We start from the raw sequence: 17,065 nt of genomic DNA on the forward strand, positions 1-17,065 counted from the left end.
ATTTATAAAGGGATTAGGGTAAAATGGGGAGGAAAGCATTTGCATAGATAGGATGATATATATGGGAAAAGAAATAGATATAAAAGTGAAAGCTAAGTTCGTGAGTAAAATTGGCAAGGGTTTTCCCTTGATTGTTAAAGAGTCGATAGCCAACCTTAATGATCTTAAGGAAGAGGGGTCCTTGGTGCGTTTGGTGGATGAAAACAACCGCTTTCTGGCAAAAGGATATTATGGTAAACAGAATAAGGGCTATGGCTGGGTGTTGACTCAAAGAGAAGATGAACAGATCGATCAAGCCTTCTTTAACGGCAAAATCCAGGCAGCATGCGAATTCCGAAAGTCATTTTTTGAAGATGAGGAGACTACAGCTTTCCGCTTGTTTAATGGGGAAGGTGATGGAATTGGCGGTTTAATCATTGATCATTATGATGGTCACTATGTCGTTAGCTGGTATAGCAAAGGAATTTATTTCTTTAAAGACTACATCATTAAGGCATTGCAGGAAACGGTCGAGGTTAAATCGATTTATCAGAAGAAACGCTTTGATACAAAGGGTCAGTACGTGGATGAAGACGATTTTGTCATGGGTGAACAGCCTGCATTTCCGCTTCTTGTAAAGGAGAATGGAGTCCATTTCGCTGTTTATCTGAATGATGGGGCAATGGTCGGTGTTTTCCTTGATCAACGCGATGTCAGAAGGAAAATCCGGGATGAATACGCAAAAGGGAAAACTGTGTTGAATATGTTCTCCTATACTGGGGCATTCTCCGTGTTTGCCGCTTTAGGCGGTGCGGTTAAAACAACTAGTGTCGACCTGGCGAATCGCAGTTTACCAAAGACGATCGAGCAGTTCAGTGTGAATGGAATAGACCCCGAAGCTCACAATATCGTTGTGATGGATGTTTTTAATTATTTTAAATATGCAGTGAAGAAGGCCTTGAAATTTGAAATGGTCATCCTCGATCCGCCCAGCTTTGCCAAATCGAAGAAGTTCACTTTCAGTGCCGGGAAAGACTATACAAATCTATTGAAGGATACCATTTCCATTACGGAAGATAATGGGGTCATTATCGCCTCAACTAATTGCAGTACGTTTGACATGAAAAAATTCAAGAGCTTCATTGATGTTGCTTTCAAGGAAATGAATGGAAAATATGAGATCATGGAACAATTCTCATTACCTGCTGATTTTAAAACAAGCAGGGAATATAAGGAAGGCGATTATTTAAAAGTAGTCTTCGTTAAGAAAATTTCAGGTTGAAAAAGGGCGTCCACAGTTCCATTAGAGCTGAGGATGCCTTTTTTTGAAAAATTGTTTCATGTGAAACGAACGGATATTCGGAATTCAAAGGTTTGGCCGTTCACTTTTCAAACCTTTCGATAAATGGAAAGATGGTTTCCTGCGAATGCTGCTAGCGATGCAAAACTGGGCTGCATAGTAGGTAAGCATGATCAGTGGAACAGAATAGGCAACATCATCGATAAATTTGTTCCAAGATAAAATGGAGTCGGATATCACAAACAGGACCCCGCCGATGATTGCAGCCGCATTTCCGGTCATGAATGCCGCCCAGCCCATGAGGGAGATGACCGTTACATAACAGATTACAGGGATGATGAGGTCATGTTCACCTTTTTCAATTAAAGAACGTACAATTTCACGGCCAATCCAAGTGGAGTAAATGCTAATCGGAAGAATCGTCGCAAATCGAAGCCATGAAAAGGTCCACAGTCTAAAGAATGCCGAAATATAGAAAAGGTGGCCGATCAAGAAGGCACAAAGCCCGATGACGAACCAGATTAACAAACCATCTCCAAGCATGCAAAAGAATAAACCAAGAAGTATGAAGGATTGGTAACGATCCCGTTTTCCCACATTTGTGCAGGCGTAGAGCAAAATCAATAACATGGGGATGACCTTGAACATGATTTTAATGATTAAAGGCTCTTCCGGTATAAAAAAAATATATAATAGTCCCGTGATAAGGATTGCGGCAGGTAAGCATTTCATTAACATTCAAATCCCTCCTTCAATCTTTAATTCTATGTAAGGGCAAGGAACCCCTTGTCAATTAAAGTACTGTTTGAAAGAAAGTCGTCAAAATGAAAAAAACTGACTCCCGATTAACCAGGAGTCAGTTTAGTTATAAGAATCATACAGCTTCCTTAACGAATGCTTGTTTTAACCAGTTTTTCCCCTCAACAAGCCTTGTGACAAGCATGGCACAAACGGTGTTTCCTGTTGAGTTAAGCAGTGTAGCAGGAGCATCGATGATCGTGGATATAACGGCAATGATCGGCAGGACTTCAACAGGGAAGCCGAATACACTAAGAATCAGCATTTCCCCAATCATGCCGCCCCCAGGAATGGCACCCATAACGGCTCCAACCAAAAAGGCAACAGCAAGTATACTTAAAATACTTGATATGCTTGTCATATCCTTTCCAAATAAGCTGAATAGGAAAACGATTTTCAATACCCCGCCGAATACCGAACCATCTTTATGAGTGTTGGCTCCGAGTGGGATGACAGTCTCCGCTATATCCTTAGGCACGCCCATTTTCTTGACTGATTCCAGGTTGACTGGAATGGATGCGGCACTAGAACAAGTTGCAATGGCTGTAATGGATGGTGCAAGGGCATTTTTCCAAAATAGTTTAACTCCATCTTTCCCTCCTGCGATAAAGGCATACAAAGTGAAGAAGCCGAAATAATAAATCAAGGCCAAGAATAGATAAAGAATGAAAGTGCGGGCATAGCCTTCTAAAATCTGCGGCCCAAGCTGCCCGATTATCGCCGCAAAATAAGCACCAAGCCCAATTGGAGCATAGTACATGACGATTTTGACTACTTTCATCATGACAGCTGTACCCGCTGTCAAAAACTCGGTAATCGGTCTTGCTTTCTCACTGACCAGTGCAGTGGAAAGTCCGATTAATACTGAGAAAACGATAAGCTGAAGCATATTGCTTCTGGAGAACAGTTCTGGAAAATCGGACACAGTTACTGTGTTGACCAGTTGACTGAAGAAAGAAACTTCTTCGATCGGCTCTTCAGTGGAACTGTTTTCCATCAGTTCTTTAATGGCTGTCGTATCTGTGCCTTCCAAGGGATTGACGATGGTTGTCCCAATAAATCCAATGACCGCAGCCAAAGCGGCAGTTGTCAGGAAAACGATTACAATACTGCCCATGATTTTGCCAAGACGCTTCATTCCGCTCATATTGGCAATCGCTGAAGCAATGCTGAAAAATACCAATGGCACGATGATCGTGAACATCAGATTTAAGAATAAGTCCCCTAGCGGCTGTATGACCGAGGTTTTTTCCCCGAAAACCACGCCAGCTATCCCACCGATAATAATGGCAGTGAGTAATATTAAAGAGGATCGATAGTTTTTGATAAAGCTCTTCATTAAATTTCCGTCCTTTCAGGATGAAGATATCAATAAAAATATACTTCATTATCAACTCTAAAATCAGGTTTGACAATATTTTTTTATAGGAAGGAATGTTAAAAGGAGAAATGCAATAAATAATAATAGGGAATGGGTTGTGAAAAAATAGTGAAGGAGGGATAGAATGGCATTTATTGAGGTGGAAGAGGGAGTTCGGTTGTTTTATGAAGAAAAGGGCCAGGGAAGACCGGTTATTTTTATCCATGGTGTGTGGATGAGCAGCCGGTTCTTTAAAAGGCAGCTTCCATACTTTTCAGAAAAATATAGAACGATCTTACTTGATTTAAGAAGTCATGGCCAGTCAAATCATGTACATTACGGAAATACGGTCTCCGTTTATGCAAAAGATCTTCATGCATTCATAGGTAAAATGGGATTAAAGGATGTCATACTTGTAGGCTGGTCCATGGGGGCATTTGTCGTCTGGGACTATCTTAAGCAATTCGGTGAAGGAAATATACATTCAACCGTGATTGTGGACGAATTGGCCTCTGATTTTAAGTGGCCCGATTTTAATATCGGTGCTTTTGATATGGACACGTTGATTGCCTTCATGACTGAAATTCAAATGAATCGTTCCCCATTTTTACAAAGCTTCCTTGCTTCCATGTTCAACAATGAATTATCTGCAGAGGATGCAAGTTGGATGCTTGGGGAAGTGACCAAGATGCCGGAATCCATTGCCAGTTGCATTCTATTTGACCAATCGATTGTGGACTATCGTGAATTTTTGCCAAAAATCAATATTCCGACACTTCTCTGTTTTGGAAGGCATGAAAAAGTCATTCCTGTTGCAGCAGGGGAACATTTGCATGAAAACATTCCAAATTCCAAACTAGTAATCTTTGAAGATAGTTGCCATTGTCCATTTATGGAAGAAAGCGATTTGTTTAATGAAACCGTGGATTGCTTCATTCAAAAGGGCGTATAGTCGTACAGGATGGGAAAAAGGGGATGCAGGGTTCGTGCCCGCATTCCTTTTATTCATGGTTATAAATCAAATTTTTCTGTTAACTAAACGGTTTCGGCAAGAAATAAAGGGAATACTGTACTAAAGAAGTCAGTAGTGCCGGTTAATGGAATTGATAAATTAAGTAGGTAATATTTTTATATCCTTTTCACGGGAATTGGGCTATTATGAGGTGGATTTAACTTGGTATGTTCGTTATCTATTATTGAGGGAAACTCATGCAGGAAGTGATGGAGAGGATAAAATGGATGATCGTTTACCATACAATGAAATTATAGATGTATGTTTACTTGCGGGAAAAATCATGCTTCAGAACGGAGCGGAAACTTCGCGGGTGGAAGATACGATGGTAAGAATCGCTGCAGCGTTTGGATGCGGTGACTCACATAGTTTTTCGACCCCTACAGGAATCATTTTTTCGCTGGATGGTATGCACCCAGCTTCAAAATTAATTCGAGTTTCCCAACGATCGACAGATTTACATAAGGTGACGCTGGTCAACAGTATATCCCGAAGCATTTCCAGCAAGGAAATGACACTGGAGGAAGCTTATTTACAGTTAAAACAAATCGAAAAGGCCGGGATGGGGTATCCCATGTGGGTACAGGTCTTAGCTGCATTTATAGCGAGCGGCTGCTTTTTAATCATGTTCCAAGGCCAGTGGAATGATTTCATCTGGTCCTGTATAGCTGGAGGAATGGGATTCTCATGCCTGCTTTATTTGCACTGGTTACTGGAAGTTCGTTTTTTTGCTGAATTCATTGCCTCTTTAGTCGTAGGTTTAGCAGCTATGCTCTTTGTCCAGATTGGAGTCGGAAGTCATTTGGACACGATAATCATTGGAGCGGTGATGCCGCTTGTGCCGGGGCTGTTAATTACGAATGCAGCCAGGGATTTAATTGCAGGACATTTGGTTTCGGGCCTATCCAAGGGTGCTGATGCAGGTTTGACTGCTTTAGCCATTGGGGCAGGAATATCGGCTGCGTTTGTTTTCTTATGATTTTAGGGGAGGAAGAATGATGATTGCACAGCTTATTACAAGTTTCATTGCCTCAGCTGCCTTTGGAGTCATCTTCAATGTACCAAAAAATTCATTGTTACAATGTGGTTTCGTAGGAATGTTAGGGTGGATCTTATACTTTTTTCTGGTTGAAAATGAGATAAACAGCATCATTGCAACATTAGCGGCTGCATTTATCGTTGCGGTTATCAGCCAGTATTTTGCTAAAAGGTATAAAACGCCGATCACAATTTTCAATGTATCGGGAATCATCCCCCTCGTGCCTGGAGGTTTGTCGTATGATGCGATGAAGCATTTTGTCGGAAATGATTTTTATGTCGCCGTTCAGTTGGCCGCCAAAGTCTTCATGCTGGCTGGAGCCATTGCGATGGGGCTGATCTTTGCAGAAGTCATGAACCAGTTAGTAACTAAGTACAATAGAAGGAAGTTAAGATTGAGAAGTTAGATGGATTATTTTAAAACCTTCCTGATATATACGTTTCTAAATAAAGAGAAAGGAGAGCAGGCCCGACCCTGATCTCCTTTCTCTTTTGATATTTTAAAATAATAAGTAACCTAGCTTATATGGGATCCTTCATCCCAGTGTTGGCTGTAACCAAAATTTCGTCGAATTTTTTTGCATCAGCTTTCTTGCTTGATAGAAGTGTTCCGGCGATGGCTGCGATAAAACCAATCGGGATGGAGATGATGCCTGGATTGGCAAGCGGGAATAATGGCTCCCCAACGAATATTGCCGTTCCCTCCACCGGTGACCAGACATTGGGACTTAGGAACACAAGCAATAAAGAGCTGACCAGTCCAACTATCATGCCCGTGACAGCCCCAGCTGTGTTAAAACGTTTCCAGAATACCGTGAAGACAATGATGGGCAGATTGGCACTGGCAGCGACGGCAAAGGCAAGTGAAACAAGGAAGGCGACATTCATGTTTTGGGCAAATAAGGCAAGGATGATGGAGAGGATGGATACTCCGATCGATGCCCAACGAGCAGCAACGACTTGTTCCTTGTCAGTGGCTTTGCCCTTTCGGATGATGTGTCCATAGAAGTCATGGGCAAAAGCAGATGCTGCCGATAGAACAAGGCCTGCTACAACCGCTAAAATGGTAGCGAAAGCAACTGCAGAGACAAAGGCGAACAGGAAGTCACCCCCAATGGCTTCGGCAAGCAGCGGAGCAGCCATATTCCCGGCCGCATTCGCGCCTATGATTTTGTCGTATCCAACAAAAGCTGCCGCTCCAAATCCCAGGAAAATGGTCATTATATAAAAGATGCCAATGATCCAAGTGGCATATACTACGGACTTTCGGGCTGTGATGGCGTCTTTCACCGTAAAGAAACGGATGAGAATGTGAGGAAGTCCAGCTGTACCGAGTACAAGCGCTAAATTAAGGGATAAAGTATCCAAAGGATCCTTGAATTTGTTACCGGGGTTGAGGAAATCCCCGCCCAAAGGAGTGACTGTTTTCATCTGCTTGAACATCTCGATCACGCTAAAGTCGAATTTCGCCAACACGATGATGGAGATGATGAATGTACCTGCCATCAATAAAACGGCTTTAACGATTTGGACCCAACTGGTGGCCGTCATACCGCCAAATACGACGTAGACGGTCATTAAAATGCCTACAATGATGACGGAGTAAAGATAATCAATTCCAAGTAAGAGTTTTATAAGGGCACCTGCACCGACTAATTGGGCGATCATATAAAAGGTTGAAATGGAAATGGTGTTAAGGGCAGCGACCCCGCGTACTTTCTTTTCATTGAAACGGGCAGCGATCATGTCTGCCAATGTATACTTGCCAAGGTTACGGAGCGGTTCGGCCACGATATAAAGAACGACCAGATACGCAACCAGAAAACCTATGCTATAGAAAAAACCATCAAATCCAGAGAGTGCGACCATACCGGCTATCCCCAAAAATGAGGCAGCTGACATATAATCTCCCGCAATGGCCCAGCCATTCTGCCAGCCGGTAAGGCTGCTGTCCGCCGTATAAAAGTCCGCGGTCGTTTTGGTGCGCCGTGAGGCAAAATAGGTAATGACCAATGTTAGCCCGACAATGATTAGGAATAATATAAAAGCAAGTATATTCATTATGAATTCACCTTTTATCCTTTCGCTTCTTTAACGATTTTTTCCACTAATCGGTCAAATGTCGCAGCTTTTTTTGAATAGAGGATGCATAATGTCCAGGTCATGATAAATTGAGCAAAGGCAAAAATCCAGGCCCAGCTGATTGTCCCGAAAGCAATTGAGTTAAGAACTTTAGAATAGGAAGTTAGTATGGGTAAGGTGAAATAAAAGACCATGAAAAAGATGGTTAGCGGGACGATGAAATTGCGTTTTTTCCTTAAGAGTTCTTGAAAAGATTGTGATTGGACAATCTTGGTGTAGTCTGTGGAAGCGCTTACCTCGGTTTCCTTAGCGATTGAATCGTTTGATGCCAAGTTGGTTCCCCCTTCATCATTAAAGATTTGGATTTCATTACCAATTTTTGATAACAGTATCAGTATATATTTTTCAGAATATATTGTAAATTTAAATACTGAAATTAAATCTTTTTTCGTTCGACATCGTTTTAATTTTTTCGTACAAGAAAGGAAGTGTGCCGTATAAACGAAAGATCATGGGAATCAAACACTTGACCATTAAGGAAAAGTTAAGCTTCTTTCACGATACTGGTTTCAACGAAGGAAATCTGAAAGGAGAAAAGTGATGAAAAAGATGATAATGATATGTACGGTTTTAGTGCTGGCGATTGGGGGATGCGCTTGGTTTTTCATGAAGGACAATGCTGAGCCTGTCATTGCAAAGTCGGTGACCGCTACAGTTGAAAAGGGAGATCTTGAAGTTCAAATAAGCGGTTCCGGATCGGTCGCCGCTATCAATAGTAAGGACATCACTTCCTCTGGAACGGGTGAAGCGGATGAAGTCCTTGTAAAGAAGAATGAATTGGTTGAGAAAGGTGATGAACTTATTACCTTCACGGATGGAAGTGACCCGATAACGGCCCCATTCGATGGTACGGTTACAACAATGGATGTAGAAGAAGGGGATCGTGTATCAAGCAGTGAAGTGTTGGCACATGTTACGGATTATAAAAAATTGAAAACCACGATCAGTGTTGATGAATTGGATGTTCCAAGTGTTAAAAAAGGACAAACAGTTGAAATTAAAGCCAGTGCTTTTGAAGATAAAACGTTTACGGGGGAAGTGACCAGTGTAGCAAAGGAAGGTACATATGAGAATGGAGTTTCTTCGTTCGATGTCACTATCAAAATTGACAAACCCGGCGATATAAAAATTGGGATGTCGACTGAAGTGAGCATTTTGACGAATAGTGTAAAAGATGCTTTATATGTTCCGATTGAAGCAGTCCAAATGGACGGTGAAGAGAAATATGTAAATATACAACAATCCGGTACAACTGAAGGAACTGCTAGTACAAAGACAGCGGTTGAGACTGGGATCAGCAATGATAGGTATATTGAAATAACTTCGGGTCTTGAAGAGGGCCAGTCTGTTTCTTTGCCAATTACCATCAATGAAAGCTCGACTGGAAGTGGCTGCGATGGAATGAGGGGAGGCCAAGGAGGCGAAATACGAATGCAGGGCGGAAGCGGAATGCCGAGCGGCGGGATGCCAAACGGTGGCGGAATGCCAAGCGGCAAGGGAGGTCAGTGAAATGGCGAAACCCATCATAAAAATTAAGAACATGTCTAAATCATATGAATTGGGCGGCGAAACGGTTAAGGCACTTCAAGATGTCTGTCTTACAATCGATAAAGGCGATTTCATTTCGATCATTGGTCCTTCTGGGTCAGGGAAATCGACGTTCATGAATATGATTGGCTGCCTTGACAAGCCTGACATAGGTGAATATCTTCTTGATGGAAAAGAAGTGGAAAAGATGAAGGATAATGAGTTAGCTGCCATTCGTAATATTAAAATAGGATTTATCTTTCAAAATTTTAACCTGTTGGCAAAACTGACAGCGTTGGAGAATGTCGAACTTCCCCTGGTTTATAGAGGGGCAAGCGTGAAGGAAAGAAGAGAAGTGGCCAATGCATGCCTTGATATGGTAGGCCTGAGTGACCGGAAGAATCATCTGCCGACCCAACTGTCGGGCGGACAGCAGCAAAGAGTTGCGATTGCAAGGGCACTTGCCGGTAATCCTCCCGTTTTATTGGCGGATGAGCCGACGGGGGCCCTGGATAGTAAAACGAGTAAAGAAGTGCTGCAGATGCTGAAAGAATTGAACGAAAAGGGACAAACAATCATTCTTATAACCCATGACTTGGAAGTGGCAAAAGAAGCGACTCGTGTCGTCCGGATACAGGATGGTCAGCTATTTGAAAACGGAGGTGATTGGATTGAATCTGAGCGAATCAATGAAGATGGCTATACGCAGTATCAAAACCAATAAAGTCAGAGCATTTTTAACCATGCTTGGGATCATAATTGGAGTTGCCTCCGTAATCGTTCTGGTTTCGATCGGGCAGGGTTCCTCACAGTCCGTTCAGGATGAGATCAATAGCCTGGGAACAAACCTGATAACGGTAAGTGTCACGGATACCGACTCCGTGGAGCTGACGGATGATACAATTGAACAGTTTAAAGAGCTGAACGGGATATCGGAAGTGGCGCCTGTGGTCACCGGACGCGTTTATGCAAAAAACGGAGAAGCTACGGCACAGGTTTCAATGACCGGTGCAACTTCATCCTACTTATCAGTTAGGGATCTGGAGCTCAGTCAAGGCCGGTTTTTGACGGATATGGAAACGGAATTACGCTCCAAGGTCGTTGTCCTGGGGTCTGATACAGCCAACACGCTTTTTGAAAATCAAAAAGCTGTGGACCAGAACGTGCTTATCGGCGGTGTTTCCTATCGCGTGATCGGTGTGCTGAAACCGGTAGGCACCTCAATGGGATCGAGCGGGGATGATGTAATCATTGCCCCGATCACTACTGCCGAACGAGCTACAGGCAGCACGACAATCGGAACCGTATATTTAAAAGCGGAGAACGAGAATATCATAGATAGGGCGATGTACCAGGTACAAGGTGCGATGACCACATCATTCCCAGAACAGAGTGATAATTATTCGGTGTCCAATCAAGAAGATTTAATGGATACAATGAGCTCTGTGTCGGATACGTTCACACTCATGCTTGGCGGTATTGCCAGTATTTCGTTACTGGTGGGCGGAATTGGAATCATGAATATCATGTTGGTTTCCGTTTCAGAGAGAACGAAGGAAATCGGGATTAGAAAAGCAATTGGGGCAAATCGGAAATCGATTCTTCTTCAGTTTTTAATTGAAGCGGTAGTCCTGAGCTGCTTAGGGGGACTATTGGGAGTTGGAATTGGATTGGGAATCGCAAAATTGATTTCAGTTTTTTCAAGTTTAACGATCAGTTATTCATGGTCGGTAACACTTTTTGCCTTCTTATTCTCCATTTTAATCGGGATAATGTTTGGCGTATTTCCTGCCAATAAGGCATCCAAGTTAAATCCAATCCAGGCACTGCGTCACGAATAAACATTCAATTTGAAGAAAGCAGGCGATTAAAAGCCCGCTTTCTTTTGCATATGAAAAAGGATAAAATCAACATATATATCACAATTGAGGCGGTTGGGAGGTACCCTGCATGAAGGTTTTGGTGGTAGAAGATAATGTTTCATTATTAGAATCGATCCGACAAATTTTGACGGATGAATATGAAGTGGATACAGCGGATAATGGGGAAGATGGGTTATTCATGGCTCAGCAAAGTATATACGATATCATCATTTTGGATGTAATGCTTCCGGGAATCGATGGATTTGAAATCGTACGGAAAATCAGGGAAGCAAAGATAGATACAAGTGTCTTGTTTTTGACGGCAAAAGATGCACTTGAGGATCGTGTCAGGGGATTGGAAATGGGTGGCGATGATTATTTAGTCAAGCCGTTTCAGGCACCGGAACTTAAGGCCAGGATTCGTGCCCTGCTTCGAAGGAGTGGCATTATATCGCTTGAGCAGCATGTGAAATACCGCAATATTGAACTGTTGGAAAAAGAAAAGGATATTTTGGTTGATGGAAAGGTCATTAAGATGACCTTGAAACAGTTTGAATTACTGGAATACCTAATTCGAAATAATGGGAAAATACTGACGCGTGAGCAGATTTTCGACCGCATTTGGGGATTCGATTCAGATACGACGATTGCCATTGTTGAAGTGTTCATCCATCACCTTAGAAAAAAACTGGAACCTTTCAATTACCATAAAGATATTCAAACCGTTCGGGGTATTGGTTATATGCTAAAACAACCATAAGGGGATCATTATGTTCCAAAAAACACGACTTCAACTAACATTATTGAATTCTATCGTCTTTATTGTTTTAATAGCCATTTTAAGCAGAACGATTTATTTCTATACGGAAAATCAAATCTATAAGGATGTCAATGATTCACTTAAACAGGATTACAGGGATTTCAATAATGGCGGCATGCGAGGCGGACGTCCGCAAGGTGAGTTTCTTTTAGGACCTGGGCCAAGCATCATCGTTTGGGGACCGGATGAGACGATCATTGAGCCAAGACTGAGTGTAGACAATTTTATTAAGGTTAATGAATCGGAATTTTACCCTAAAAGATTTGATGAGATTGAAGAAATATCTGTAAATGGGCAGACGCATCGCGCACTTTCCACCAAGGTCGATACAGAGTATGGAGAGATGACGGTACAATTCATCAGGAATGTGGATACAGAAAAAGAAATGCTCAATCGATTGCTGCTCATATTGTTTGTTGGTGGGGGAATTGGAAGTCTAGTGGCGGTAGGCGCTGGCTATCTCCTGGCAGGACGGGCCCTGATTCCGGTCAAGAAATCCTGGGATCAGCAGCAGCAGTTTGTCTCGGATGCTTCGCATGAAATTCGAACGCCGCTTGCTGTCATTCAATCGCGGGCTGATTTGCTATTTCAATCACCGAACGCGACAATCGAGGAAAAGGCCGTTGATATATCCATCATTTCGAAAGAAGTCCGGCGATTGAATAAGCTTGTTAACGGACTTTTAACCTTGACCAGAACAGATTCGAATCAAATGGAGGTTAAGAAATCGAACTTTTTCCTTGATGACTTACTTTTGGATATCGTGGAACAGTATACGGATATAGCTTCTTTTCAAGAGAAATCAATCAATAGCCATGCTCCCGAACAGGTGGTGTTTCATGGGGATAAAGAGAGAATTCATCAGCTATTGGTGATTTTGGTTGATAATGCCATGAAATTTACCGAAGAAGGCGGGGAGATTTCCCTATCCTGCATCAAGAATGCTTCATCCATCATTCTTACTGTAGAGGATAATGGAAAAGGCATTCCGCAGGAAGATCTCCCCTTGATTTTTAACCGTTTTTATCAAGTTGAGCAATCCCGTTCAGCAAATGAAGGCTCCGGTTTAGGTTTATCCATAGCCCAATGGATTGTAAACACACATCAAGGGAACATCAAGGTTACAAGTGAACAGAATGAACGCACCCGTTTTGAAATCACTTTTCCGAGAAGTCAAAGGAAAAATTAATCGGCCTTTAGATGCCTTCCAATACGAAAAAGTAAGGGTCTTTTTAGATAATCATCTTATAAATACACTTATTTTTTCGGAGGAGAATCAATGATGAAAAGACTTGGTAGGTTACACTTTTGGAATATTGGCCTCGGTCCTTTTAATGGCTCACGCAGTCATTGGGATCATGATGTATGTGGATGCAGCGGCAATGAACCCGTGAATCGACAGGCGATGATGGGTCAGCCTGCCGACCACAACACTACAGAATCGGATGATAATGAAAAACCGGCTAATAGCAGTGCGGCGACCGATGATTCAACTGCGGAAACGGCATCTATTGATACACAGGGCAATATGGGGACAACTCCCCAAGGCGGCCTAATGGTTCTGGAATGCAAGGAGAGATGCCAAGCGGTGGCGGTTTCCAAGGCAGAGACTCTTTTGCAGGGGAATTTATCGACTTTTATCAAGGGTCAGGCGGCTTGGCTGCATCCACCATCATCTTTGTCATTGGAGGCTTTGGATTAGTCACATCGGTGATATCCAGAAAAAAAGCAGCCTATAAAAGTCAATAATATTTGAGGAAAGAGAAGGTTCCTTTCGAAGGGGAGCCTTCTTTTTTAATTTATTAACCCATTATTGTCACTAATTGTTATTTTAAAAAGGGAAATAATAATTGCACTTAAAAAAATATTAGTTTAATATAGACTTCTAGAGAGGTACGTACAAGTATTTTGGATAAAAGAGAAAACGTTTGCATAAATTTTTTGAGGGTACCCTATTCTTAATGCACGATCATTAAATTCACCTTAGTGGAGGCAGAATATGAAATTTCTGATAGCAATTTTAGGACTGCTCATTGTTTTTGGACTAGCTTTATTAGCGAGTAGTGACCGGAAGAAAGTTAAAATTAAACCGATCATCCTCATGGTGATCCTGCAGCTTATTTTAACTTATCTATTATTAAATACGAAGTTTGGTTTAGTGATCATCAATTCGATTGCCGATGGTTTTGGAAAACTATTAGAATGGGCAAATGAAGGGATTACATTTGTATTTGGTGGGATTGTAAACGAAGGAGCATCGCCCTTCTTTTTAAATGTCCTTCTTCCTATCGTATTCATCTCGGCATTAATCGGGATATTACAGCATTTCAAAATCCTTCCGTTCGTCATGAAGTGGATAGGATTCCTGCTGAGTAAGGTTAATGGAATGGGGAAATTGGAATCTTACAATGCGGTCGCATCAGCAATTGTCGGCCAATCCGAGGTTTTCATAACCTTGAAGAAGCAACTTGGTTCCATTCCGCCATCACGTATGTATACGCTTTGTGCGTCAGCCATGTCAACCGTATCGATGTCGATTGTCGGTGCTTATATGACCATGATTGAACCAAAGTATGTTGTGACGGCTATTGTTATTAACATGTTTGGTGGATTTATCATTGCATCCATTATTAACCCTTATACGGTAACGGATGAAGAGGATATTCTCCCTGTTGAAGTAGGGGCAGAGAAGCAGTCGTTCTTCGAAATGCTTGGGGAATATATCATGGATGGATTTAAGGTTGCTATCACTGTAGCCGCGATGTTAATTGGTTTCGTTGCACTAATTGCAGGAATCAACAGCTTATTCGATATGATCATCGGCATCAGTTTCCAAGACATCTTGGGGTATATTTTTGCCCCATTTGCCTTTATCATGGGGATACCGATTTCAGAAACTGTGACTGCAGGCGGAATCATGGCGACAAAGCTAGTAACTAATGAATTTGTTGCCATGCTGAGCTTAGGGGACGCATCAGCAGCCTTGAGCGAAAGGACGGTAGGAATCGTTTCGGTTTTCTTGGTTTCATTCGCGAATTTTTCATCTATTGGAATCATTGCCGGTGCAGTCAAAGGACTTCATGAAAAACAGGGGAATGTTGTGGCTCGTTTCGGCTTGAAGTTGCTATACGGTGCGACTCTTGTCAGCATCCTATCAGCGATCATTGTAAGTGTGATACTTTAATTAACGGATCTAACACAAAAGGGCACTTGGGTTTACTCCTAAGTGCCTCTTTTATATTTGTACAGCAAAAATAGAAAACGATTTTTGAATTTGAAGGCGTTTGGCTTGCTGGTATATAATACATAAAATGACAGGCGTGAAAGGGGAGTTTTAGGATGGCGATGGCTGGAAATGAAAAGGCTATCTTTGCAGGAGGCTGCTTTTGGTGCATGGTTGCTCCCTTTGATGAAATGGATGGTATTATTTCAGTAACATCAGGTTATACAGGCGGTAAATTTGCCGCGCCTAGTTATAAACAAGTGATTACCGGTTCGACTGATCATGTTGAAGCCGTTCAAGTGGTATTCGATCCATCAATCATTTCCTATAAAACGTTATTGGAGATATTCTGGCGCCAAGTCGATCCTACGGATGACGAAGGACAGTTCTCGGATAGGGGAAAGCAATACAGGGCAGCCATTTTCTATCTTAATGAACGTCAGAAAAGGGAAGCGGAACAATCGAAGGAAAATTTAATGATGAGCGGACGGTTTAAGAAACCTATCGTTACGGGTATTCTACCCTCGGGGAAATTTTACGAGGCTGAGGAATATCATCAAGAATTCTATCGGAAAAATCAGTTTCGCTATGCATTGTATCGTAAAGGTTCAGGCCGGGATGCTTTCATTAAAGAAAATTGGCCTAAGGATAATGCACATCTTAGAAAGACCTTAACGGAGAGTCAGTTTCATGTCACCCAGGAAAATGGCACGGAGCCGCCTTTCGATAATGCTTATTGGGATCACTTTGAAGAAGGCATTTATGTGGATGTCGTTTCTGGGGAGCCTCTATTCAGTTCTCGGGATAAGTATGATAGCGGTTGTGGGTGGCCAAGCTTCACCAAGCCCGTCATGTCCGCAAGTGTCAATGAAAAAATGGATCTCAGCCACCGAATGACCCGGACCGAGGTGCGCAGCAGGGACGCCGATTCACACCTTGGACATGTTTTTCCTGATGGTCCAAGTCCTAAAGGCACGAGATATTGCATAAACTCTGCAGCCCTTCGATTCATTCCTAGAAATGAAATGGAGAGAGAGGGATATGGAGACTTATTATTACTTTTTAAAATGAAATAACTAGTGAGATAGGGGAACGCAAATGGATAAAATAGATGAAAATTTATATCGATATATCCTTGATAATTCATCCAAGATTACTGAAAACTGGCTGGCTTTAAGGGAAAAGCAGTCTGGGTCCATCTATTCAATGGACTCCAATGAGGAAATCGAAAAGCTACTTAGAGAACAGAATACATTGACCATCAAGACAGTGACAAGTGCTTTACTTGAAGATAAAACTGCTTTTATCGAAACGATGGAGCAGTGGGCCACACTTGTTGCGAAGAGCAGGGTTGAATCGGACACCCCCATTTACGAAGTGTTGGAAGCGCTTAATAAGGTTCGTGAAACATATTGGGCCTTTATCACTGATTATATGCTAAATGATACGGGGATAACGAAGGATACAATCATCCGGTGGAGCCGGCTCATTAATCGTGCATTCGACCAGTTGAACCGTGAGTTCACAGAGCAGTATTACCTTTTGACAAAAGAACGTTTACTAGCTCAACAAGAGCTGATTAATGAACTGGGCGCACCTTTCATTCCCATTGTTGATGCCATTGCGGTATTGCCGTTAATCGGTGAAATCGATACCTATCGGGCAAAGGAAATTTTGAATGAGACTCCAAGCAAATGCATTAGCAAAAATGTCACTCACTTATTCATCGATTTATCGGGAGTCTCCTTTTTAGATACGATGGTTGCCCAACAGATCTATCAATTGATAAGTACCCTGAACCTGTTAGGCATTCAATCGACCATTTCCGGGATTCGTCCTGAAGTGGCCCGGACATCGATTCAGTTAGGTCTTGATTTTAGTCTGGTTTCGACACATAGTACTCTTAAACAGGCCCTTTCCAAGCAAGGGATCAAACTTTACGAGAAAAAATGATATAAGGGTGCAGAGAATGAAAAAGAACCAGATCCCGCTAGGAATCTGGTT

Annotated in this window: 17 protein-coding genes; 13 read left to right on the forward strand and 4 right to left on the reverse strand. The window is 42.2% G+C overall.

Annotated elements, in window-relative coordinates; genetic code table 11:
• Positions 1-61: 61 nt before the first annotated feature.
• On the forward strand, positions 62-1,261 hold the full coding sequence (locus J7J00_RS23735; protein ID WP_214795129.1) for a class I SAM-dependent rRNA methyltransferase: 1,200 nt from the start codon (positions 62-64) through the stop codon (positions 1,259-1,261).
• A gap of 84 nt (positions 1,262-1,345) precedes the next feature.
• Here J7J00_RS23735 and J7J00_RS23740 read toward each other — a convergent pair whose 3' ends face one another.
• Positions 1,346-2,017: a lysoplasmalogenase gene (locus J7J00_RS23740; RefSeq protein WP_214795131.1), complete on the reverse strand. Its 672-nt coding sequence runs from the start codon at positions 2,015-2,017 to the stop codon at positions 1,346-1,348.
• Positions 2,018-2,153: 136 nt separating this feature from the next.
• A complete protein-coding gene (locus tag J7J00_RS23745; RefSeq protein WP_214795133.1) occupies positions 2,154-3,416 on the reverse strand; it encodes a dicarboxylate/amino acid:cation symporter in 1,263 nt (420 codons plus the stop codon).
• 166 nt (positions 3,417-3,582) lie between these two features.
• On the opposite strand from J7J00_RS23745, the gene J7J00_RS23750 reads away from it, so the two are divergent.
• The 3 genes from J7J00_RS23750 to J7J00_RS23760 all read left to right on the forward strand — a co-directional run bounded on the left by J7J00_RS23750 (position 3,583) and on the right by J7J00_RS23760 (position 5,894).
• Complete coding sequence (locus J7J00_RS23750; protein ID WP_214795135.1) at positions 3,583-4,389, forward strand: alpha/beta fold hydrolase; 807 nt, start codon at positions 3,583-3,585, stop codon at positions 4,387-4,389.
• A 283-nt stretch (positions 4,390-4,672) separates the two neighbouring features.
• Positions 4,673-5,428: a threonine/serine exporter family protein gene (locus tag J7J00_RS23755; protein WP_214795137.1), complete on the forward strand. Its 756-nt coding sequence runs from the start codon at positions 4,673-4,675 to the stop codon at positions 5,426-5,428.
• Positions 5,429-5,444: 16 nt separating this feature from the next.
• A complete protein-coding gene (locus tag J7J00_RS23760) occupies positions 5,445-5,894 on the forward strand; it encodes a threonine/serine exporter family protein (protein WP_179086070.1) in 450 nt (149 codons plus the stop codon).
• A 115-nt stretch (positions 5,895-6,009) separates the two neighbouring features.
• Here J7J00_RS23760 and J7J00_RS23765 read toward each other — a convergent pair whose 3' ends face one another.
• Positions 6,010-7,548: a solute symporter family protein gene (locus tag J7J00_RS23765; protein WP_214795139.1), complete on the reverse strand. Its 1,539-nt coding sequence runs from the start codon at positions 7,546-7,548 to the stop codon at positions 6,010-6,012.
• Positions 7,549-7,562: 14 nt separating this feature from the next.
• A complete protein-coding gene (locus tag J7J00_RS23770; RefSeq protein ID WP_286201548.1) occupies positions 7,563-7,901 on the reverse strand; it encodes a DUF485 domain-containing protein in 339 nt (112 codons plus the stop codon).
• A 268-nt stretch (positions 7,902-8,169) separates the two neighbouring features.
• Here J7J00_RS23770 and J7J00_RS23775 point away from each other — a divergent pair, with 268 nt between their 5' ends.
• The 9 genes from J7J00_RS23775 (at position 8,170) to J7J00_RS23815 (ending at position 17,014) form a co-directional block, all read left to right on the forward strand.
• Positions 8,170-9,138 carry an efflux RND transporter periplasmic adaptor subunit gene (locus J7J00_RS23775; protein ID WP_214795141.1) on the forward strand — a complete coding sequence of 323 codons (969 nt, stop codon included), beginning with the start codon at positions 8,170-8,172 and terminating at the stop codon, positions 9,136-9,138.
• Between the two features lies 1 nt (position 9,139).
• The gene (locus J7J00_RS23780; protein ID WP_098370280.1) at positions 9,140-9,880 is read left to right on the forward strand and encodes an ABC transporter ATP-binding protein; all 741 of its coding nucleotides are present in this window, start codon (positions 9,140-9,142) and stop codon (positions 9,878-9,880) included.
• Complete coding sequence (locus J7J00_RS23785) at positions 9,852-10,997, forward strand: ABC transporter permease (RefSeq protein WP_214795143.1); 1,146 nt, start codon at positions 9,852-9,854, stop codon at positions 10,995-10,997. Before J7J00_RS23780 ends, J7J00_RS23785 begins: the two co-directional genes overlap by 29 nt.
• Positions 10,998-11,106: 109 nt before the next feature.
• On the forward strand, positions 11,107-11,778 hold the full coding sequence (locus J7J00_RS23790) for a response regulator transcription factor (protein WP_214795145.1): 672 nt from the start codon (positions 11,107-11,109) through the stop codon (positions 11,776-11,778).
• A gap of 10 nt (positions 11,779-11,788) precedes the next feature.
• Positions 11,789-13,027 (forward strand): sensor histidine kinase, encoded by a 1,239-nt coding sequence (locus tag J7J00_RS23795; RefSeq protein ID WP_214795147.1) that lies wholly within the window; start codon positions 11,789-11,791, stop codon positions 13,025-13,027.
• Positions 13,028-13,404: 377 nt separating this feature from the next.
• On the forward strand, positions 13,405-13,587 hold the full coding sequence (locus tag J7J00_RS23800; protein WP_214795149.1) for a hypothetical protein: 183 nt from the start codon (positions 13,405-13,407) through the stop codon (positions 13,585-13,587).
• A 250-nt stretch (positions 13,588-13,837) separates the two neighbouring features.
• The gene (locus J7J00_RS23805; protein WP_214795151.1) at positions 13,838-15,022 is read left to right on the forward strand and encodes a NupC/NupG family nucleoside CNT transporter; all 1,185 of its coding nucleotides are present in this window, start codon (positions 13,838-13,840) and stop codon (positions 15,020-15,022) included.
• Positions 15,023-15,183: 161 nt separating this feature from the next.
• Positions 15,184-16,137 (forward strand): peptide-methionine (R)-S-oxide reductase MsrB, encoded by a 954-nt coding sequence (gene msrB, locus J7J00_RS23810; RefSeq protein ID WP_214795191.1) that lies wholly within the window; start codon positions 15,184-15,186, stop codon positions 16,135-16,137.
• Positions 16,138-16,159: 22 nt separating this feature from the next.
• Positions 16,160-17,014, forward strand: coding sequence for an STAS domain-containing protein (locus J7J00_RS23815; RefSeq protein ID WP_214795153.1), 855 nt, complete (start codon positions 16,160-16,162; stop codon positions 17,012-17,014).
• The last annotated feature ends 51 nt before the right edge of the window (positions 17,015-17,065 follow it).

Origin of the sequence: Bacillus sp. ISL-4, from assembly GCF_018613275.1 — a bacterium.
Classification (GTDB): Bacteria; Bacillota; Bacilli; order Bacillales; family DSM-1321; genus Peribacillus; species Peribacillus simplex_E.